The following is a 20,868-nucleotide window of genomic DNA, read 5'->3' as shown; positions in this document are numbered from 1 at the left end:
CTTGACCCGTTCCAATCCGCGCTGAACAGTTGGCCTATTCAGCCGGAGGCCCGAATGACATCCCAAGCGCGTCACACCCTGCCCACGCATGACGTCGTGAACCAACCTCCCACGCGCGGCGATAGCAACCTTTGGGGGACTGATCCTGTTCTCCAGGACCTTCTGCGCAATTTTGGTGGCCGCGCCGATCCTGTATCGGCCTATGGTGACACACTCGGGCGTGCCGAGACGCGTGAATTGGGGCGCGAGGCCAATCGGCACCTGCCGGAACTGGTGCCGTTCGATCAAGGTGGCCGTCGGATCGACGAAGTCAGGTTCCACCCTGCGTATCACCAGATGATGCAGATCAGCCAAACCGCTGGATACTCAGCGCTGGCCTGGGACGGACAGCCCGGTGGCCACACCACCCATGCGGCAATGGTATATTTGGCCAGTCAGGTCGAGCCCGGACATTGCTGCCCGCTGACAATGACCTATGCCGCAATTCCCGCAATCGACACGGACGCACATTTAGCTTCGATTTGGCGTCCAAAACTGTCCGCCTTCGGCTACGACGGGACAACCAAACCCATATCTGACAAAAGCAGCGCCGCGCTGGGGATGGCGATGACCGAAAAACAGGGCGGCTCGGATGTGCGAGCCAACACCACAACCGCCACACGGGACGGCGATCACTGGCGATTGCGCGGGCATAAGTGGTTCTGCTCGGCCCCAATGTCGGACGGGTTTCTGACCTTGGCGCAAGCTCCGGGCGGCTTGACCTGCTTCCTTGTCCCCCGGTGGTTGGATGGCGAGCGCAACGCGATCCACCTGATGCGCCTGAAAGACAAGCTGGGGAACAAGGCGAATGCCTCTTCCGAGATCGAATACCACGACGCGCTGGCTTATCAGCTTGGTGACGAAGGGACCGGAGTGCGCACGATTCTGGAAATGGTGCATCACACCCGGCTGGACACCGCCATCGCTCCGGCCGGGTTGATGCGCGCCGCGTTGACCGAAGCCCACCACTGGGTCTCACATCGCACTGCGTTTCAGCGCCGATTGATCGACCAGCCGCTGATGCGTGCCGTTCTCGCCGATCTGGTGCTGGACTGGGAGGGCGCATTGACGCTGGGACTGCGCGTCGCCCAAGCGTTTGATGGCGCTTGCGCCGAGGACCGCGCCTTGGCCCGCATCGGTGTCGCGCTGGCCAAGTTCCTGAACAACAAACGCTGTCCCGTCGTCGCGGTTGAAGCCATGGAGATTCTGGGCGGCATGGGATACGTCGAAGACACCGCCCTGCCGCTGATCTACCGCGAAGCCCCCCTGAACGGGATCTGGGAAGGGTCCGGGAACGTGATCTGCCTCGATATCCTGCGAACCCTGGCGCGAGAGCCGCTGGCCGCCGAGGTTCTGCAAGCGGAACTGAACGCCGCGACGGGTGTGGATCGGGAATACGACGCCGCGCTGAAGGCACATCGCGACCGCTGGCCGGGCATCCCCCCCGAAACCGAGGCGCGCTGGTTCGCAGAACGAACGGCGCTATTGCTGACCGCGTCCCTGTTGCTGCGGCACGCGCCCGGCCCCGTGGCCGATGGATTTGTCGACACCAGAATCGCCGAACACAGCGGCCGGATCGCGGGATCGGTCGCAGGTCTGGATACGAACGCGCTGCTCGGGCGCTTGGGATGACCCGCCCACTTGCCGGGTTCCGCCATCTATTGTAGGGGCTGCGCATGTTTGACGAAGCTGACGATATCCACCCGCTCTTTGCTGGCGCGCCCTCGACCACCGAGTTCAAGAAGCTGCGCAAGCGCATCGTGCGCCAGACCCGTGAAGCGATCGAGCAGTACGGGATGGTGGATCCGACGGCGCACGACAAGGACGGCAAGCCCCCTCGCTGGCTGGTGTGTCTGTCGGGCGGCAAGGACAGCTACACCCTGTTGGCGGTTCTTTATGAGCTGAAGTGGCGCGGCCTGCTGCCGGTTGATCTGCTGGCCTGCAATCTGGATCAGGGTCAGCCCGGCTTTCCCGCCACCGTCCTGCCCGAGTTTCTGGAACGGATGGGTGTGCCGCACCGGATCGAATATCAGGACACCTATTCCGTCGTCATGGACAAGGTTCCGCAGGGCCGCACCTATTGCGCTCTGTGCTCGCGCTTGCGACGGGGTAACCTGTATCGCATCGCGCGGGAGGAGGGCTGCTCGGCCGTTGTGCTGGGCCATCACCGCGACGATATCCTCGAGACGTTCTTCATGAACCTGTTCCACGGCGGACGCCTGGCTACAATGCCGCCCAAACTGGTGAACGAAGAAGGCGATCTGTTTGTCTACCGCCCTCTGGCTCATGTGGCCGAGGCCGATTGCGAGAAATTCGCCAACGCAATGAATTATCCCATCATCCCCTGCGACCTGTGCGGCAGTCAGGACGGCCTGCAACGCCAGCAGGTAAAACAGATTCTTGATCAATGGGAGAAGAACAGCCCCGGTCGCCGACAAGTGATGTTCCGCGCGCTGACCAACGCAAGGCCATCGCACTTGTTGGACCCCAAACTGTTCGATTTCGCAGGTCTGAGCCTGAACTCTGACAAAAAGGACGAAATTGAGAGCAAAATTCCTCTGTTGCGTTAACGACTGACTCAGATAGGTTTTCTACGGTTACCCTGAGCGCGCGATGCCCAAGGGAAAGGCCCGGAAACCTGATGTGGAAACATTTCTCTGTTAACAGAGCTCTCGATTTTCTAGCCACCGTGTTTAGCGGTCCGTCTGTTCTGGCCTTAGCGCCGGCAATCTGTCTTGCGGCATTTTGGATGGGCGGTGAGCGCACGCTTGTTACCGTGGCCCTCATTCTGCCACTGGTGATCGCTGCAACCATGGCGCTTGTCCGAAGGGTTCAGCCCACGGCCGCCGATCTGAACGCAGCCAGTGGCCTGATGCCCATTGATATGTTCGCCGCAGAGATGGAGGGCTTTTATGAAGCCAGCGGCAACATGCAGGAGGATTCTGCCTGTATGATCGTTGCGCTGGACGGGTTTTCCGACATTTCAGACCAGCATGGTCAGGCGGCGGCAAATCATCTGGCGGAACAATTCTGTGAGCGTGTCCTGTCGTCGATCCGCACGCATGACATTACTACGCGATTGGACCAGAACTCGATCGCAATCGGCTTGCGCCCATCCAGCCACCTTGATCTTGAAGCCTGCATTCAAATGTCTGGCCGTATTCAGGCTGCCATAGACGAGCCGATCAGCGTGAACGGTGCCAGCATTTATGTTTCCTGTTCGATCGGCTTCTGCCTATTGTCCAGCGTGAAGGAAGACGGGTTCGACTCGTGGATCGACGCCACAAGTGCGGCCCTAAACGAAGCCCAGCGAAACGGGCCATCAACGATCCGTGCCTATTCCGACGAAACCCGCCGCAGGTCGCGCACCCGGGCGAACCTGCGCAAAGAGTTCGAGGCCGCGCTGGACAGCGGTGAAATCCGCCCGTGGTTTCAACCTCAGATATCAACGGATACCGGCCAAATAACGGGGTTTGAGGCCCTTGCCCGATGGGAGCATCCGAAGAAAGGCGTTATCGGCCCACAGGTGTTTCTGCCCTTTGCCGAGCAAGCCGAATTGATGGAACGATTTGGCCAAGCGATGCGCCACCACGCATTCACGGCAATGCAGAAATGGGACCGCGCCGGGGCCCCAGTACCCCGAATTGGCATCAATTTCTCGTCCGACGAACTGCGCGACCCTGCCTTGATGGATCGCTTGAAATGGGAGCTGGATCAGCACGACCTTACTCCGGACCGCTTGGCGGTTGAGATTCTCGAGACCGTATTTTCAAGGCGACCGGATGATGTGATTACCCGGAATGTAACCGGTCTTTCCAATTTGGGGTGCTGCATCGACCTGGATGACTTTGGCACTGGACATGCGTCGATCGCGTCCATCAAACGCTTTGACGTTTCCCGGATCAAGATCGACCGCTCATTCGTCGCCAAGGCGGATAAGGATGCCAGCCAGCAGCAACTGGTCAGCGCGATTCTGACAATGGCGGAACGGCTGAACGTGGAAACTCTGGCAGAAGGTGTGGAAACCCCCGGGGAACATGCGCTGATGGCACAATTGGGCTGCAATCACGTTCAGGGGTTCGGGATTGGCAAACCGATGCCATTTGAAAAAACCCTGGACTGGATGGCAGCGCACCGCAACAAGGTCCGGGGTGTACCCAAGATCGGGCGTCAAGCAGGCTCTTAAACGCGAAATTACGCCACAAAAGCCTTATACGCGACGGCAGCACGGGCGATTCCGCTTGACCTTTGGGGCTGCACTCTGTTGAACCCACCGGGTGTGTTTCACTGCTTAAGGTGGCTGTCCCAGATGGACGATCAGAATAAGAATCTCATCCTCGCAACCGCGCTCAGTTTCCTCGTGATCCTCGTTTGGTTCGTGCTCTTCCCGCCGCCCGAGCAAACCACGTCACCGGAACAGGCCGAAATCAGTGCGACCGAGGCCAATGAGGTTCAAACCCCCAGCGCCACGGGAACCGGCACTGTAGGCGAAGCGACCACCGCTGCCGAGGAAACGCTGCCCGACGCACAGGCCCCGCGGGTTCAGATCGACACGCCCCGTCTGGAAGGCAGCCTGTCCCTGTCGGGCGGGCGCATCGACGAGCTGTACCTAAAGGACTACAAGGTCTCGATCGAAGACGGCGCCCCGATTGTCGAGCTTCTGTCCCCGGTCGGATCCGAATCCGCCTATTACGCCCTTTATGGCTGGGCGCCGGGTGCTGGTGTCACCGGCACGGATGTGCCCGGTCCGAACACGGAGTGGTCCCTGGAGCAAGGTGAAACGCTTGGCGTAGACGCCCCTGTCACCCTGAAGTGGGACAACGGAAACGGCCTGACCTTCCGCCGCACCATCTCGGTGGACGAGAACTATATGTTCGAGGTCACCCAATCCGTTGAAAACAGCACTCAGGCCGAAGTCGGCATGGCCCCCTACGGCATTCTGGCCCGCCACGGTATCGGCGAGGATGGTGATCTGCCCGGCCTCAAGAACTTCTTCATCCTGCATGAAGGTGTGATGGTCATGGCCGACGGCGTGCTGGATGAGATCGACTATGGCGATGTCCGCGATTTCGACATTGACCCCAATGAACGCGCACAGGCCGAGGTTTTCCAGGTCAAAGAAGGCGGTTGGGTCGGGTTCACCGATCACTACTGGATGACCACCCTGATCCCCGAGGAAGGCTCGGCCTTCAAAGCCGCCGCGAAATACGACGCGCGCCGCAAGATTTATCAGACCGAGACGGTTCTGCCGACGCTCACAGTGGCCCCCGGCGCAACCGAACAGGTGACCACGCAGCTTTTTGCTGGTGCCAAGGAATGGGAAACCATTCGGGAATATCAGGCCGACGGCGTTCAGAAGTTCATCGACAGCATCGACTGGGGCTGGTTCTACTTCCTGACCAAGCCGATCTTCTGGCTGCTGCACAATATCAATGCCCTGATCGGCAACATGGGCTGGTCCATTATCGGCCTGACCCTGATCATCAAGGCGATCCTGTTCCCGCTGGCGTTCAAATCTTACGTCTCGATGGCGAAGATGAAGGAACTGCAGCCGCAGATGGAAGCCCTGAAAGAGGCCGCTGGCGACGACCGCCAGAAAATGCAGCAAGGCATGATGGAGCTGTACAAGAAGGAAAAGGTGAACCCCGCCGCGGGCTGTCTGCCGATCCTGATGCAGATCCCGATCTTTTTCTCGCTGTATAAGGTGATCTTCGTGACAATCGAACTGCGTCAGGCCCCTTGGTTTGGCCCGTTCCAGGACCTGAGCGCACCTGACCCGACCTCAATCATGAACCTGTTTGGCTTGCTGCCTTGGGGTGGCCCGCAGCCAGACACGCTGATGGCGCTGATCTTCATCGGTATTCTGCCGCTGTTGCTGGGTATCTCGATGTGGCTGCAGCAAAAGCTGAATCCGGCACCAACCGATCCGACACAGGCGATGATCTTTGCGTGGATGCCGTGGGTGTTCATGTTCATGCTGGGCAGCTTTGCCAGCGGGCTGGTGGTCTACTGGATCGCGAACAACACGATCACGTTCACCCAGCAATACCTGATCATGAGAAGCCAGGGGTATAAGCCCGACGTGTTCGGCAATATCAAGTCCGGCTTCAAACGCACCCCGAAGACGGATGACAAATGAGTGCAGAAGTAACCAGCCTCTGGCGGCATCCGATCAAAAGCCACGGCCATGAGGCTGTCGAAACCGTAACACTGAGCCCCGGGCAGACCATGCCCGGGGATCGTGTTTGGGCGATCGCGCATGAGGCGTCCAAGGCAGACGGCTCGGATTGGGCGCCCTGTGCGAATTTCAGCCGGGGTGCCAAGGCACCGCAGTTGATGGCAATCACGGCAAAGCTGACAGGTGATACGGTGGCGCTCAGCCATCCACAGCGCCCTGATCTGAGTTTTCAGCCGGACACAGAACAAGATGCGTTCCTTGAATGGGTGAAACCTCTGATGCCGGCCGACCGTGCCGCGTCTGCGCGTATTGTCCGCGTACCCGGACGGGGGATGACCGACAGTGACTTCCCATCGGTCAGCCTGTGCAACATGGCCTCGCACCGGGCGGTTCAGCAAAAGCTGGGCAAGGACCTGTCCATCCGGCGCTGGCGCGGCAATATCTGGTTCAACGGTCTGCCCCTGTGGGAAGAATTCGAATGGTTGGGTCGCGAGGTTCAGATCGGACAGGCCGTGTTCCACGTGCGTGAGCGGATCACACGCTGTCTGGCCACAACCGCAAACCCGGAATCCGGTGAACGGGACGCGGATACTTTGGGCGCGCTGAACAGTTGGAATCACCAGGATTTCGGCGTTTACGCCGAGGTGGTCCGAGGTGGAGAGGTCAAAACCGGCGACACGGTGCAGGTGCTATGACAACGCTTCCCTTCCCCCTTGCCGAGACGCCCGACGAATTCGCGCTAGAGCGCGGGCGCAAGCTGTTTGCCGGATCTTCGGAATTCGTCAAAGGCGTTGTGGCGATGAACGGTCTGCCTGCCCCGGACCGGCTGGAGGTCTGCTTTGCTGGGCGTTCCAATGTTGGCAAGTCCAGCCTGATCAACGCGCTGACCGGCACCAAGGGTCTGGCCCGCGCTTCGAACACGCCGGGTCGAACACAAGAGATCAACTTTTTCACCCAAGGCCCCGAGCTGTATCTGGTTGACTTGCCGGGGTATGGCTATGCCAACGCGCCGCTCAAGGTCGTGGAAAAGTGGCAGCGGCTTCTGAAACAGTATCTGAGCGGTCGTCAGACCCTGCGCCGGGCCTTTGTTCTCATTGATTCTCGCCATGGTGTAAAAGCCGTCGACGCCGAGATCATGAAGCTGCTGGACACCAGCGCCGTGACGTTTCAATGCGTGCTCACCAAGGCCGATAAGGTCAAAGCCAAGGATCGCGAAAAGGTCTTGGATCAGGTGCGCAGTGCATTGTCAAAACACCCGGCTGCCTTCCCGGAAATCGTCCTGACCTCGTCGGAAAAGGGCGATGGGATCGCCACGCTGCGCGCGATTATTGCCGGACTGGAATAGCGGCAGCTAAACGCGCTGCGTCCAAGTGACGGCTGATCCTAGGCCTTAGCCAACTTCCGATTTATTCCGCATGCCAATGTGACAGGCGCGAAAAAGGCGACGCTGCAGTGACCACAGCGCCTTGCCGGGCGTTGGGCTGGAACGTGGACCACGGCATCGACACATCCCGGCAACACAAACAACAGCGATCTTGGCTTACGTGTCCAAAACGCCTAACACGAGGGGAAGAGGACAACACATGAAGACAAGAGATATGAACCGGGACTGGATCGCCACTGCTGCAACTCTGAACAGCGCTTTGCCGTATCTGCAGCGCTATGACGGCGCGGTCGTCGTCATCAAGCTCGGCGGTCACGCCATGGGCAGTGACGAGGCCATGGAAAGCTTTGCCCGCGACGTCGTGCTGATGCGCCAGGTCGGTGTGAACCCCGTGATCGTCCATGGCGGCGGACCGATGATCAACGCGATGCTGGACAAGCTGGATATCCAGTCCGAGTTTGTCGGTGGCAAACGCGTGACGGACAAGGCCACAGTAGAAGTGGTCGAAATGGTTCTCTCGGGCTTGGTCAACAAACGTATCGTTCAGGCGATCAACGGTCAGGGCGGTACGGCCGTGGGTCTGTCAGGCAAAGACGCCAACCTGATTGTCTGTGACCAGGCCGATCCTGCGCTGGGATTTGTCGGCTCACCGGCGCAGATGAACCCCAAAATACTGCACGATCTGTTTGCGCATGATGTGATCCCCGTGATTGCCCCTCTGGGTGCGGGCCGCGAAGGTGAGACGTTCAATATCAATGGTGATACGGCAGCGGGGGCTATCGCTTCGGCTTTGACGGCTGATCGCCTTTTGCTGCTGACCGATGTGTCCGGTGTCAAGAATGCAGCCGGTGAGGTGGTGACCGAGCTCAAGGCTGGCCAAATCCGCGAGATGACGATGGACGGCACGATTGCGGGCGGCATGATCCCCAAGACCGAAACCGCGCTGGACGCGCTGCACAGCGGTGTCCGGGCTGTGGTCATTCTGGATGGGCGCGCGCCCAATGCCGTGCTGCTTGAACTGTTTACCGAGCACGGCGCAGGCTCGCTGATCCGGCCCGACTGATCACACGGCGGAGGACCCATGACCGGGCAACCCACCCCCCTTTCTTACGCCACGGCAATTAGTTACGGCTGGGTGGGGCGCGTTGCGCATCAAGCTGGTCTGATTGTCATGGGTGCAACCCATCCCCGTAAAAGCGGCGCCAAGGGGCTGGACGGGGGGACTCTGGTCCTGTTGGGCGCGGGGGCGGCCTTTTGGTCGGTGCTGAAAGCCTCACCCGAGTGGCAAGGTCCTGACCCCGTGGATCGCTGGTCTGCCCGTGTTATCGGCCAGATGGCGCGGGATCTGGGCGGGCAGGCTCATTTCCCTTTTGGCGGACCGCCTTATGCCCCATTCATTGACTGGGCGCTGAAATCTCAGCGCACCTTCAGCAGCCCCGTTGGGGCGCTGGTCCATGACACTGTGGGCATGATGATTTCCTACCGTGGCGCGCTGCATTTCCCGCAGGAGTTTGACATCCCCGAGGTCACAACCGCGTCACCCTGCACCGAATGCCCGGCCCCCTGCACGACGACCTGCCCGGTCGGTGCGCTTAATAGTCGGGACTTCTACGATGTTGCCGCGTGCCATGCCCATTTATCAACCGAAGAGGGCCAGACCTGCATGACGGGCGGCTGCCTCGCCCGTCTGTCCTGCCCGATCAGTGACGGAGCAGGCCGAGACCCCGAGCAATCCGCTCATCATATGAGAGCGTTTCACCCCTCATGACCTTGACCTTGATCCTGACGCGGCACGCGAAATCCAGCTGGGGCGACCCGATACTTGACGACCACGCCCGCCCCTTGAACAAGCGCGGACGTAAATCCGCCTCGGCTATTGCCACGTGGCTGCGCGATAATGGGTGGTTTCCCGACGAGGTGCTCAGCTCAACTTCGGCCCGCACGCGTGAGACATGGGATCGGATGGGATTGCAGGCGGACAAGATTTGCTTTCACCGCTCGCTCTATCACGCTGACCCCGAAGGTATGTTGGCCGAACTGTCGGGTGCAACTGAACCTACGGTCCTGATGCTGGGCCACAACCCCGGTATCGGCGAATTTGCCCAGCGGATCGTTCAGAAAGCGCCGAAACACCCTCGTTTTCGGGATTACCCCACCTGTGCCACGACTGTGATTCAATTCGATATTTCGGACTGGGCCGATATCAAATGGCAGAGTGGGGAAGTTCTGGGGTTCACAACGCCGCGCGAGTTGCTGGAATAGAAAAAGGCGAGGCCCAAGCCCCGCCCTTTCCCAAATTTCAACCGGATCAGTGCCCCAGGATTTGGCTGAGGAACAGCTTGGTCCGTTCGCTCTGCGGGTTATTGAAGAACTCTTCGGGTTCGTTCTGTTCCACGATCTGGCCAGCATCCATAAAGATCACGCGGTTGGCGACCTGACGGGCAAAACCCATCTCGTGCGTGACGCACAGCATGGTCATGCCTTCCTCGGCCAGTTCGATCATGGTGTCGAGCACCTCTTTGATCATCTCGGGGTCCAGCGCCGATGTGGGTTCATCGAACAACATGATCCGCGGCATCATGCAGAGGCTTCGTGCGATAGCCACACGCTGCTGCTGACCACCCGAAAGCTGGCCGGGATATTTCAGCGCCTGATCGGGGATTTTCACCTTTTCCAGGAAATGCATCGCACGCTCTTCGGCCTCTTTCTTGGGCGTCTTGCGCACCCAGATCGGGGCCAGCGTGCAGTTTTCCAGAATGGTCAGGTGCGGAAACAGGTTGAAGTGCTGAAACACCATGCCAACCTCGGACCGGATCTTGTCGATGTTTTTCAGATCATTCGACAGCTCGGTTCCATCCACGACGATCGTGCCCTGCTGGTGTTCCTCCAGCGCGTTCAGGCAGCGGATCAGGGTGGATTTTCCCGACCCCGACGGTCCCGCGATCACGATCCGCTCGCCCTGATTGACGGTCAGATTGATGTCGCGCAGTACGTGGAAAGACCCGTACCACTTGTTCATGCCGTTGATTTCGATGGCGACCTCGTCGCTCACCTGCATCTTCGAGCGGTCGATTTCGCGTTCTACTGCAAGTTCAGACATGTGTTGAACTCCTTAGTGATGATCCGTGGCAAGGCGACGCTCGAGCCACTGGGAATATTGAGAGATGCCGTAACAGACGACGAAGAACAGAAGCGCGGCAAAGCCCAGAAGCTCCCAATAGACGCCGTTCCATTCGGTCGACGCCAAGATGGGACCCCGGATCATGCCCACCAGATCGAACATCGAGATGACCGAAACCAGCGTGGTGTCCTTGAACAGGCCAACGGCCACATTCACGATACCGGGGATCGAGATCTTCAGAGCCTGCGGCAGGATGATCAGCCGCATCGCCTGCGGGTAATCCAAGCCAAGACTGTCTGCTGCCTCGTACTGTCCGCGCGGAAGCGCTGCCAGACCGCCGCGGATCACCTCGGCGATATAAGCGGCCGAGAACATGGTGATCATGATCACAACGCGCAGGAACAGGTCGACCGTGCTGTCAGGCGGGAAGAAATAGGCCAACATCACCGAAGCCACGAACAACAGCGTGATCAGAGGCACGCCGCGGATGAATTCGATGAAGATAACACAGACCCACTTGATCAGCGGCATGTCGGACTGACGGCCCAGAGCCAATGCAATGCCCAGCGGCAGGGACAGCGACACACAGGTCACACCCAGCATCAGGTTAAGCATAAAGCCCCCCAGATCGCGGCTGGGAACAGCCGAGAGCAGCGCGCCCTCGTTCGCATCGTCCGGGATCAGCGCTCCGCCGACATTCCAAACGACCAGCGCGACCACGATGGCCCCGAAGAAACCGGCTGCAAAGCTGTTCTTGCCGAACTTCTGAAACACCGCAGCGGCTGCAACGCAGCCCAGCAGTGCCACGATGGGTACCATGATGGTTCCGCCCCAGATCAGCCAGAACGCAACAAAAGGGTACACCGCCGTGAACAGCAGCAACTTGCGCGGCAGGTCGAAGAACAGCACCGGCGCCACTGCGACCAGCATCAGCAGGAAGGCCAGGTTCGGGCGCCAATAGGCATCGACAGGGTATTTGAACCCATAGATCAACTGGTGCCAGCGCTCGGTCAGAACCGCGAAACAGGCTCCGGTCTTGCCGTCCAGAATCTCACGGCATTGCGCCAGTGAGTCCGCGTTCCAGACACCGTTCAAAATCCACGGAAGCGTGTTCTTGAGCAGCACATAGATCAACAGGATCGACAGAACCGTCAGGATTGTATTCGCAACGCCCGAGAAGAGATTCTCACGCAGCCACTTCACGATACCCGTCTGGTTCGCCGGCGGTGGTGATGGCGGGATTGTGCCATCAGCGACAAAGGCGATCGGGTTTGTTGTTTGATCAGCCATGACTCAGCGCTCCTTCAACTTGACGGATGCGTTGTAGATGTTCATCGCCATCGAGATCAGCAGCGAGGCCGTCAGATAGAACAGCATCAGCAGCAGGACGCATTCGATCGCGCGACCGGTCTGGTTCAGCGTGATGCCGCCCAGCGTGGCCGTGATATCTGCATAACCCACAGCAATCGCCAGCGACGAGTTCTTGGTGATGTTCAGATATTGCGAGATCAGCGGCGGGATGATGACCCGCAGCGCCTGTGGCAGGATCACAAGGTTCATGATCCGTCCAGGACGCAGGCCCAGCGCAGCCGCAGCTTCGGTCTGACCCTTTGAAATCGCCTGAATTCCTGCGCGCACATTTTCTGCGATGAAGGCACCGGTATAGATGGACAGAGCAAACCAAAGCGCGATCAGCGGACCGCCAACCTTGATACCCCCGCTGAAGTTAAAGCCCTTGAGCGCGGGAACGTCCCAAGTCAGGCCCATCAAAACCATCAGCAGGGCGAACGGCACCAACCATACGGCCAGTTTCACAAGACCTGTCTTTGGACGCTCGCCCGTCTGTTCCTGCTTCAGCGTTGCGCGCTTTTCGATTTCGCGCGTAGCAAACCATGAGCCCGCCAGAACTGCGATGACCAGCAGCCAGTTCAGGAACGTCGCGCCAAACAGACCATTCGCAAACTCGGGACGCGGAATGTAAACGCCTCGGTTGGTAAATGCGAACAGATCAAACAGCATGCTGGATGTCGGGTTGTCGCCACGAAATTCGCGCGGACCCGGCAAAACCGCCGTCATGATCGTGAAGATGATGATGATCCAGATCAGAACCGGAATATTCCGGAAAATCTCGACGTAAACCGCCATCAGCTTGGACACCAGCCAGTTATTGGACAGGCGCAAAACCCCGGCGATCACACCAAACACAGTTGCGGTGATACAGGCCAGAAACGCGACCAAAAGCGTGTTGAGAATACCGACAACAGCCGCACGTCCGTGCGAGGACTGGCTGTCATATTCGATCAAACGCTGGTTGATGTCGTACCCGGACGGATCGCCCAGGAAGGAATAAGAGATGTTGAGGCCTGCGGCCCTGAGGTTCTGGATCAGGTTGTTGCCCAGATACCAGATACTTAGCGCAATAACGATCGCCGCGATCACCTGGAACGTCAATGATCTGTAGCGGGTATCGTTTATGAGCATCGACAACCGAAAATCTGCTTTCGGCGGGTCAGTCATAGTCGACATATTTTGGGATCCCCGTGCTTTTCGGGTGCTTCCTTCCCGGCGAGGTTTTCCCCGCTCCTGAGCAGCCCGTAGCATTCTGTTATGGAAAAAGGGCGCAGGTTAACCCGCGCCCTTTTCTGTGGATTTTAGCGGAACGGCGGCGAGTACAGCAGACCGCCGTCGGTCCATTGTGCGTTCAGGCCACGTGCCAGACCGATCGGAGTTTCCTCACCGATGTTCTTGGCAAAGACTTCGCCATAGTTACCACCGGATTTGATCGCCTTCATAGCCCAGTCAGCGTCCAGACCCAGCATCTCGCCCAGCGTACCTTCGGTACCCAGCAGGCGGTTGACTTCAGGGTTGTCGGTGCCAGCGGCCATTTCGTCGATATTTGCCGAGGTCACGCCCAGTTCTTCAGCCGAGACCAGTGCGTTCAGAGTCCAACGGACAACGTCGCCCCACTCGTGATCGCCGTGACGGACCAGCGGGCCCAGCGGCTCTTTCGAGATGATTTCGGGCAGCAGGACGTGGTCACCGGGGTTTTCGAACGTGGCGCGGGTTGCGGCCAGGCCCGATGCGTCGGTGGTGTAAACGTCACAGGCACCAGCCAGGTACTGCTGCTGCGCTTCGGCGTTGGTTTCGATCGGAACCGGCTCGTAGCTGATGTTGTTCGAGCGGAAGAAATCCGCCAGGTTCAGCTCGGTGGTGGTGCCGGTCTGGATGCAGACGGTCGCGCCGTCCAGTTCCTTGGCCGAGCTGACGCCCAGAGCCTTGGGAACCATGAAACCCTGGCCATCATAGTAGTTCACGCCGACGAATTCGAACTTCAGGTCGACGTCGCGGCTGAAGGTCCAGGTGGTGTTACGGGCCAGCATATCAATCTCGCCCGAGGCCAGCGCGGTAAAGCGTGTCTTACCGGTGGTCGGAACGAATTCAACGGCGCTTGCGTCGCCCAGAACGGCTGCAGCAACTGCGCGGCACAGCGAGACGTCAAAGCCCTGCCATTCGCCATTCGCGTCGGGTGCGGCAAAGCCAACCAGACCGGTGGTCACACCACAGTTCAGCTTACCGCGTGCTTTGACATCATCGACAGTCCCCGCTGCCGCTGCGCCTGCAGCAAGGCCGGCAACGGTTGCCACGCCCAAGATTACGGATTTTTTCATTTTTACCTCTTCCTGATTTTCCGCCTCAAACTCGAGACGGTTCTGTCCGGCACCTTTGGCACCAGAAAGGTTTCCCCAAAGGTGTCTCCCCTTTAGTGGGCTTGAGTTTGGGCGCATTCATAAACAAACGTCAAGGGTCGGATCAGCGAAAACGATGGATCACCTTGCAGATGTCCGGGACAGCGACGGAATTTCAGGCGTGAGGGCTCAAACCGAGAGGTCGAAGAACCGTTTGGCGTGTAGAAATGCGGCCCGTTTGACCTCGGACGCGGCGTGGGCCTCGTCGTCATGACCCCATTGTTCGATTTGCCACAGTTCGTCCAGCCTTGAGATTTTCCAGATGTCCTCGGCAGAGCGCCAATCCGCAGCGGCTGCAAACCCAAGTACCAGCGACCCGGACAGGCTGACCAGATCATGGAAAGCCGCAAGCTGGAAGTCATTGAAATCATGGACACGTTGGCGCAATTCCTGCAAGGCCGAAACGTCCTGTGGCTGATGTAGGACACCTGCAACGGGCAGCAGGCGCGCCGCAAGTGCCTCGGCCGCCCAAACCAGGGCGGGGTCCCACTGATCAGCCTGCCGTTGCTGCAACTCCTGCGGGTGCGTGGCGCGATAGCATAACAGGTCCGAATCGCCGTAATCGGCCAGCATGTCTGCAACCTCGGCGTGCTGGTGCTGGACCTTGTCGATGGCCGCATTCGCCGAACGGGTGAATGGCATCGTGGTCGGGTCGACCTCTTTTTCCTGCGCGTCCCACTCGGCGGCGATTTCCTGCGCCATGCTTTGTGTAGGCACGATCAGCCCTGCCTTGGCCGGGGTTTTCACCCGTCGGCCATCCAGTTCCACCGTAAATCCACCCTCAGCGTAAACAACCGCGCTTTCTGTCCAGAATCGTTTCGGTTTCCAGTCGCTCATGATGTCAGGTCCAGATTTGATCCAGCGCGCCCGGCAACTGGTCGAAGGTTTCGATTATGGTCGTGGCCGCATCAAGTGCGGGGCGCGCATGATACCCCCATGTCACGCCGATGGCGGCTACTCCGGCAGCGGCGGCCATATCCATGTCAAACCGGGTATCGCCGATCATGACGGTATTCGCCGCCTCAACACCTGTTTCCGCCCGAGCCGTGTCAATCATCGACGGATGCGGTTTCGAAGGATGGTGGTCGGCAACCTGCCGCGTGACGAAATAACCTTGCAGTTCGTGCCCTTCAATCAGTGCATCCAGACCGCGCTGGGATTTCCCGGTTGCCACGCCCAACAGAACCTCGGGGATGGCGTGCAACGCCTCGATCACCGCGCGCGCACCGGGATAGAGCGGTGATCCCGCCATGCCCTGCTCCAGCCGATGCGCGTGGTAAGCTTGCTTATACCCCTCGACCAGCCGCGCCTGATCCGCATCCGACTGTTGCGGCGCAAGCTGTGCAATGGCCTTGGGCAGCGACAGGCCAACAATGGACAGAATCGCCTTGCGGTCCGGCACCGGCAGGGACAAGGCGTCAAAACTGGCGGTCATCGCGCCGACGATACTGCCCTGACTGTCGACCAGGGTGCCGTCCACATCGAACAGCACCAAACGCAAGGGTGCGCTCATTGCAGTTCCTCGAACGGGTCGTCGGCGGCCAGATCTTCGGTCCAGCCAAACGTATCCCAACTGTGCTTCATGTGATCGGGCAGAGGTGCTTTTACGGTGATCGTCTTGCGCGTCACCGGGTGCTGGAACGACGCCTGCCGCGCATGCAGGTGCAGCTTTTTGCTGATGATCCCGCCCAGTTGCGCACCCCAACCGTCGCCAAGGTTTTCCTGACCCGAGCCACCATACTTGCCGTCTCCGATGATCGGATGCCCGATCGCGGCCATGTGCGCTCGCAACTGATGCGTTCGACCGGTAATCGGCTCCATGGCCACCCACGCGGCGCGCCCTGCCACCCGGTATAGAGTGGCATAGAGCGTGTGCGCACGTTTGGCGCCGGGTGTGTCGTTGACCTCATTCAGGTGAACGGCGACCATCTTTTCGCCTTCGCCCTGCTTTCCGTGACCGGGCGCCTTGACTAGGCCGGTCTTGATCTCGCCCAGATACGGCGTCGGAACCCCGGCGACCAACGCCCAATAGATCTTGCGCGTATCGCGGTGACGGAAGGCGGCGGTCAGGCCCTTGGCAGCCTCGCGCGTGCGCGCCAGCAGCAAAACGCCGGATGTGTCCTTGTCCAACCGATGAACCAAACGCGGGTTTTCATCGTAACCAAACCTCAGCGCTTCGGACAGGCTGTCCACATGGCGGGTCTGGCCGCTGCCGCCCTGCACGGGCAAGCCGTGCGGTTTGTTCAACGCCAGCACGTGATCGTCTCGGTAGATCACGCAGGACTGGATCATCTTGGCGTCCGCGTCGGAAACCCGGCGTTTAACCTCGGCCGGTTTGTGATCGACGTCGGGCAAGGGCGGCACCCTCACGACCTGTCCAGCCTCAAGCCGGGTCGAGGCTTTGACCCGGCCGCCTTCCACACGCAATTCACCCTTGCGGCACATCTTTTCGATGCGGCCCTGACTGACATGAGGGAACAGACGGCGCAGCCAGCGATCCAGCCGCTGGTCTCCGTCACCTTCTGCCACGGTGATCATCTGTACGCCGCTCATGCCAATATCCCCTGCGCCGCGCGGTGAACCCGCGCGAAATGCGTGTCTTTCAGTGCCATAGAAAACATGCGCGTCTGTGGCGTGCCCAACCGCAAGAGTCAAGCAGGCGTTAGCCGTTGCGCTGCGCGCGAAGCTTGGCGAAATATTCCAGCCGCTTCTTCAACTCACGCTCGAAGCCGCGTTCGACAGGCTGGTAGAGATCCGGCCGCTGCATACCGTCCGGAAAATAGTTCTGACCGGAAAACCCGTCTTCGGCGTCATGGTCATAGGCATAGCCCGCGCCATAACCCTGATCCTTCATCAGCGATGTCGGTGCATTCAGAATGTGCTTGGGCGGAGGCTCGCTACCGGATTGATTGGCCAGCCGCATGGCGGCCTTGTACCCCACATACGCGCCGTTCGATTTGGGTGCCAAAGCCAGATAGACCAGCGCCTGCGCCAAGGCCAGTTCCCCTTCCGGGCTGCCAAGACGTTCATAGGTTTCCCATGATTGCAGGCAGATCGCCTGAGCCTGCGGGTCAGCCAACCCGATATCCTCAACCGCCATCCGGGTGATCCGGCGCGCCAGATACCGAGGGTCCTCGCCCCCCGTCAGCATCCGCGCAAACCAATACAAAGCCGCGTCGGGGTCGGACCCCCGCACAGATTTGTGCAGCGCCGAAATCAGGTTGTAGTGTTCATCCCCGGACTTGTCGTATTTCGCGGCCCGACGCATCAGCCTTGTGGACAAAGCATCCGGATCCAACGGCGCATCAACGTTCCATGCCGCAACCTGTTCGACCAGATTCAACAAAGCCCGACCGTCACCATCCGCCATTTCCTGAAGCGCTTCGCGCGCGGCACCCGTCAGCGGCAATGCCCGGTCCAGCTCTTTTTCCGCGCGTTGGGTCAGGTGTTCCAGATCAGACAGGCTCAGACGCTCAAGCACCAAAACCTGAGATCGGCTCAGAAGGGCCGCGTTCAGTTCAAACGACGGGTTTTCGGTCGTGGCTCCGACCAACAGGATCGTTCCGTCTTCCATATGCGGAAGAAACCCATCCTGCTGCGCCTTGTTGAACCGATGAATCTCATCCACGAACAAAAGCGTGCCTTGCCCGTTCTGACGCCGTATCTTCGCGGCCTCGAACACCTTTTTCAGATCCGGAACGCCGGTAAATATCGCGCTGATCTGAACAAAATGCAGGTCCGTTTCCTGCGCAAGCAATCGCGCGATCGTCGTTTTTCCAACACCCGGCGGCCCCCAGAAAATCAGGCTCGACAAACTACCTGACGCCAGCATGACGCCCAATGGCGCGTCGGGGCCCAAGACCGGCTGCTGCCCGATCACCTCGGACAGCGTTTGCGGCCGGAGGCGATCTGCCAGCGGTCGGTGCGGGCTTGCCGTGGGCTGGGTGGACCCGGTATCGAACAGATCGCTCATTGCGTCACAACCGGAACCGCAAAGACACGGTGCGTCCACCGCGCAAGATGTCGAACTGAAGCCTGCGGCCCGGATCGGTTAACGCATCGACCAGATCATCGGGATGCTGAATGCCCTGACTGTTGACGCTGTTGATCACGTCCCCCGCACGCAGACCGGACCGCCCACCATAGGGGCCCGCATTGACCACGACGACCCCAGTCTGAGACAACAGCAAACCCATCCGCGAGATCACCGCCGGATTGATGCGCGACACTTCCAACCCGGGCATGACCGTTTGATCATCCAGCGTGGTTTTATCGGCCGAAGGTGTTTCCGGGGCTTTGATCAGCGCGATCTCAAACTCTTCGCTGCTGTCGCCGCGCAACAGTGTAAGAACCGATGTACCGCCGACACCTGCCACAGACATCCGAAACTTCATCTCGGCGGGTGAGTTGACCTCATCCCCGTCAACATGGGTCACAACATCACCGACCCGTAACCCGGCCTCGGCCAACGGGCTCAGCGCGTGCAGGTCCGAGATCACGACCCCCTGCGGGATGACAAGCCCAAGGGACTCGGCGATATCGGCGCTCATATGCTGCCCCGCCATTCCTGCCCAGGGGCTTACAAAGCTGTCATTGCCGGATTGCGCTTGCCGAAGAAATTCAGCCACCAGATTAGCGGGGATGGCAAAGCCGATGCCGTTCGACCCGCCGGATCGCGTCAGAATAGACGTGTTGATCCCGATCAGGTCCCCGTTCACGTCGATCAGTGCACCGCCAGAGTTACCCGGATTGATCGCAGCATCCGTCTGAATGAAGTAGCCCCGCGCATTGCCCGTGGCCGTGCCCGTGCGCGCCAGCCCTGAAATAATCCCCGACGATACGGTCTGCCCTACTCCGAACGGGTTTCCGATGGCCAAAGCCAGCTCTCCGACCTCGACCTGATCGGAATCGCGCATTTGAAGGTATGGCAGGTCCCTCGCGTCCTTCAGCCGCAGAATGGCGATGTCGCTTTCCTTGTCACCCAACACGACCTGCGCCGAATATTCGCGGCGATCTGTTGTCACGACGCGAATCTCGGTTGCCATTCCGACGACATGGTAGTTCGACACCACGTAACCATCGTGCGACAGGATGACACCGGACCCCAATGAGTTCTGGACCCGCTGACGAGGTTCCGAGAATCCGCGACCGAAAAAGTCCTGAAAGAACGGGTCGGAGAACAGGGTGTTCGCACGCCCCTGACGGATGATCTTGGCATAGATATTCACGACCGCCGGCGACGCCTGCTTGACGACCGGCGCAAATCCCAATGAGATTTCGGCCTGTGATTGGGGAACACGGGTTTCTGCCGCAGCAAAAGACGCGCACGCTATGAAAAGTGCGGAAAGGGACGGGCGGAGCATTGTTTCCTCGACCTGCAAATCTCAGATGGATATGCGGCTCCGCGCGCCGTAATGCAAGCGCCGACGCACGAAGATGGCGGCTTCGGTCGCTAAGTGGGACTGCTATGAACGGTTACCGATGGCCTCGGCGTTCACTGGCGGCGCGTCATTCTACCGGTGACCAATCTGGGCCAGGATCATAGGTCTCGATCTCTGCGCTCAGGTCCAGCGTTTCCGGTCCCAAGTCAGCCTCGTAGACGATCCCGTTTTCGCCCACCAGGAACGAATGAATTCCCGTCTCTCCATAGTCCGCCGGAACCGCGAGCATCGCGTGACCGGCCACGAACTTGTCGCCAACCATATAGGAATAGGCGCCGCCGGGGGCATTCGGCCCCTGCCCCTGCAGGATCGTATAATAGTAGCCTAGAAACGGCTCGGCGTCGTAATCTGCTTCGCCATCGCTCCATCCGGATGCCGCAGCCCTTGCAAGGGCCGCCCCGACGAAACTGTCCTCATCCGGCCAGAATAGCCCGTTGCGCGCGCCCGGATCGGCAATGATCGTGCGCGCAAATTCCATGACGCCGTCACCGTTGTGATCGACCAACCGGAACGCTGCTTGCAGATCAACATAGGCTTCGAGCAGGTCGATCACTTCCAGCTCGTTCAGACCAATCTCACGCGCGGCGACTTCTTCAGCGCCCGCTTCGATGTCGAACTGCCAAGCCTCTGCGCTGCGCAGGATCGGGATGGGGAAAGGCCAACTGTCCTCGCCCAACAGGATCACAACCCCGTCGTCTTCGGGTTGAAAGCGATAGCCTTCGGCGTACATGGCCAGCACCTCACGCCGCCTTTGCTTGTCTTCGGCAGGATCGCCGGAGCCGATCAGATCTTCGGCTTCAGGCCCAAAAATTTCCAGCAGGGCATTTTGATCATCCGCCCTGAGAGCATCCACAAACGCGTCCAGAGCCGACTGAGGCGTGTCAAATCGCGTGCCCTCGGACATCGCCAGGCCAGCAGATGCGAGAAGAAAAAATACAGAAACAACCGCTTTGCGCATA

The 20,868-nt window shown here is 59.6% G+C and carries 19 protein-coding genes; 9 read left to right on the top strand and 10 right to left on the bottom strand.

All coding sequences use genetic code 11. From position 1 onward, the window contains the following. Nucleotides 1-54: 54 nt before the first annotated feature. From ACR0MS_RS12845 to ACR0MS_RS12805, 9 genes are all read left to right on the top strand, one after another. Nucleotides 55-1,671: an acyl-CoA dehydrogenase family protein gene (locus tag ACR0MS_RS12845; RefSeq protein ID WP_480573346.1), complete on the top strand. Its 1,617-nt coding sequence runs from the start codon at nucleotides 55-57 to the stop codon at nucleotides 1,669-1,671. A 44-nt stretch (nucleotides 1,672-1,715) separates the two neighbouring features. Further along, a complete protein-coding gene (gene ttcA / locus ACR0MS_RS12840; RefSeq protein WP_480573343.1) occupies nucleotides 1,716-2,609 on the top strand; it encodes a tRNA 2-thiocytidine(32) synthetase TtcA in 894 nt (297 codons plus the stop codon). 71 nt (nucleotides 2,610-2,680) lie between these two features. Further along, nucleotides 2,681-4,225 (top strand): putative bifunctional diguanylate cyclase/phosphodiesterase, encoded by a 1,545-nt coding sequence (locus ACR0MS_RS12835; protein WP_480573340.1) that lies wholly within the window; start codon nucleotides 2,681-2,683, stop codon nucleotides 4,223-4,225. Nucleotides 4,226-4,348: 123 nt separating this feature from the next. Then, complete coding sequence (gene yidC, locus ACR0MS_RS12830; RefSeq protein ID WP_480573337.1) at nucleotides 4,349-6,178, top strand: membrane protein insertase YidC; 1,830 nt, start codon at nucleotides 4,349-4,351, stop codon at nucleotides 6,176-6,178. After that, nucleotides 6,175-6,912: an MOSC domain-containing protein gene (locus ACR0MS_RS12825; RefSeq protein ID WP_480573334.1), complete on the top strand. Its 738-nt coding sequence runs from the start codon at nucleotides 6,175-6,177 to the stop codon at nucleotides 6,910-6,912. Before yidC ends, ACR0MS_RS12825 begins: the two co-directional genes overlap by 4 nt. Further along, complete coding sequence (gene yihA, locus ACR0MS_RS12820; RefSeq protein WP_480573331.1) at nucleotides 6,909-7,562, top strand: ribosome biogenesis GTP-binding protein YihA/YsxC; 654 nt, start codon at nucleotides 6,909-6,911, stop codon at nucleotides 7,560-7,562. Before ACR0MS_RS12825 ends, yihA begins: the two co-directional genes overlap by 4 nt. A gap of 238 nt (nucleotides 7,563-7,800) precedes the next feature. Further along, nucleotides 7,801-8,664 (top strand): acetylglutamate kinase, encoded by an 864-nt coding sequence (argB, locus tag ACR0MS_RS12815; RefSeq protein ID WP_480573328.1) that lies wholly within the window; start codon nucleotides 7,801-7,803, stop codon nucleotides 8,662-8,664. Between the two features lie 18 nt (nucleotides 8,665-8,682). Next, entirely contained in the window at nucleotides 8,683-9,369 is a 687-nt protein-coding gene (locus tag ACR0MS_RS12810) for a ferredoxin (RefSeq protein ID WP_480573325.1), read from the top strand. Continuing rightward, the gene (locus ACR0MS_RS12805) at nucleotides 9,366-9,863 is read left to right on the top strand and encodes a SixA phosphatase family protein (RefSeq protein WP_480573322.1); all 498 of its coding nucleotides are present in this window, start codon (nucleotides 9,366-9,368) and stop codon (nucleotides 9,861-9,863) included. Before ACR0MS_RS12810 ends, ACR0MS_RS12805 begins: the two co-directional genes overlap by 4 nt. A gap of 46 nt (nucleotides 9,864-9,909) precedes the next feature. Here the strand turns inward: ACR0MS_RS12805 and ACR0MS_RS12800 are convergent, their stop codons facing one another. The 10 genes from ACR0MS_RS12800 to ACR0MS_RS12755 form a co-directional block, all read right to left on the bottom strand. Further along, nucleotides 9,910-10,701 carry an amino acid ABC transporter ATP-binding protein gene (locus ACR0MS_RS12800; protein ID WP_269149813.1) on the bottom strand — a complete coding sequence of 264 codons (792 nt, stop codon included), beginning with the start codon at nucleotides 10,699-10,701 and terminating at the stop codon, nucleotides 9,910-9,912. A gap of 12 nt (nucleotides 10,702-10,713) precedes the next feature. Then, nucleotides 10,714-12,012, bottom strand: coding sequence for an amino acid ABC transporter permease (locus ACR0MS_RS12795; protein WP_480573319.1), 1,299 nt, complete (start codon nucleotides 12,010-12,012; stop codon nucleotides 10,714-10,716). Nucleotides 12,013-12,015: 3 nt separating this feature from the next. Further along, a complete protein-coding gene (locus tag ACR0MS_RS12790; RefSeq protein WP_480573316.1) occupies nucleotides 12,016-13,248 on the bottom strand; it encodes an amino acid ABC transporter permease in 1,233 nt (410 codons plus the stop codon). Between the two features lie 125 nt (nucleotides 13,249-13,373). Further along, nucleotides 13,374-14,390, bottom strand: a complete 1,017-nt coding sequence (locus ACR0MS_RS12785; RefSeq protein WP_171126054.1) for an amino acid ABC transporter substrate-binding protein — start codon at nucleotides 14,388-14,390, stop codon at nucleotides 13,374-13,376. A gap of 207 nt (nucleotides 14,391-14,597) precedes the next feature. Further along, a complete protein-coding gene (locus tag ACR0MS_RS12780; RefSeq protein ID WP_480573313.1) occupies nucleotides 14,598-15,305 on the bottom strand; it encodes an ATP12 family chaperone protein in 708 nt (235 codons plus the stop codon). A 4-nt stretch (nucleotides 15,306-15,309) separates the two neighbouring features. Further along, entirely contained in the window at nucleotides 15,310-15,981 is a 672-nt protein-coding gene (locus ACR0MS_RS12775; RefSeq protein WP_480573310.1) for an HAD-IA family hydrolase, read from the bottom strand. Further along, nucleotides 15,978-17,021 (bottom strand): RluA family pseudouridine synthase, encoded by a 1,044-nt coding sequence (locus tag ACR0MS_RS12770; protein WP_480573307.1) that lies wholly within the window; start codon nucleotides 17,019-17,021, stop codon nucleotides 15,978-15,980. Before ACR0MS_RS12770 ends, ACR0MS_RS12775 begins: the two co-directional genes overlap by 4 nt. A gap of 109 nt (nucleotides 17,022-17,130) precedes the next feature. Continuing rightward, nucleotides 17,131-18,441: a replication-associated recombination protein A gene (locus ACR0MS_RS12765; RefSeq protein ID WP_480573304.1), complete on the bottom strand. Its 1,311-nt coding sequence runs from the start codon at nucleotides 18,439-18,441 to the stop codon at nucleotides 17,131-17,133. A 4-nt stretch (nucleotides 18,442-18,445) separates the two neighbouring features. Next, entirely contained in the window at nucleotides 18,446-19,831 is a 1,386-nt protein-coding gene (locus ACR0MS_RS12760; protein WP_480573301.1) for a trypsin-like peptidase domain-containing protein, read from the bottom strand. A 145-nt stretch (nucleotides 19,832-19,976) separates the two neighbouring features. After that, nucleotides 19,977-20,867: a DUF2950 family protein gene (locus ACR0MS_RS12755; RefSeq protein WP_480573298.1), complete on the bottom strand. Its 891-nt coding sequence runs from the start codon at nucleotides 20,865-20,867 to the stop codon at nucleotides 19,977-19,979. Nucleotide 20,868 lies beyond the last annotated feature (1 nt).

It is taken from the genome of Ruegeria sp. CJ2 (genome assembly GCF_056536745.1).
The sequence above is the reverse complement of the archived record's forward strand: the minus strand, read 5'-3'. Positions and strand labels throughout refer to the sequence as shown.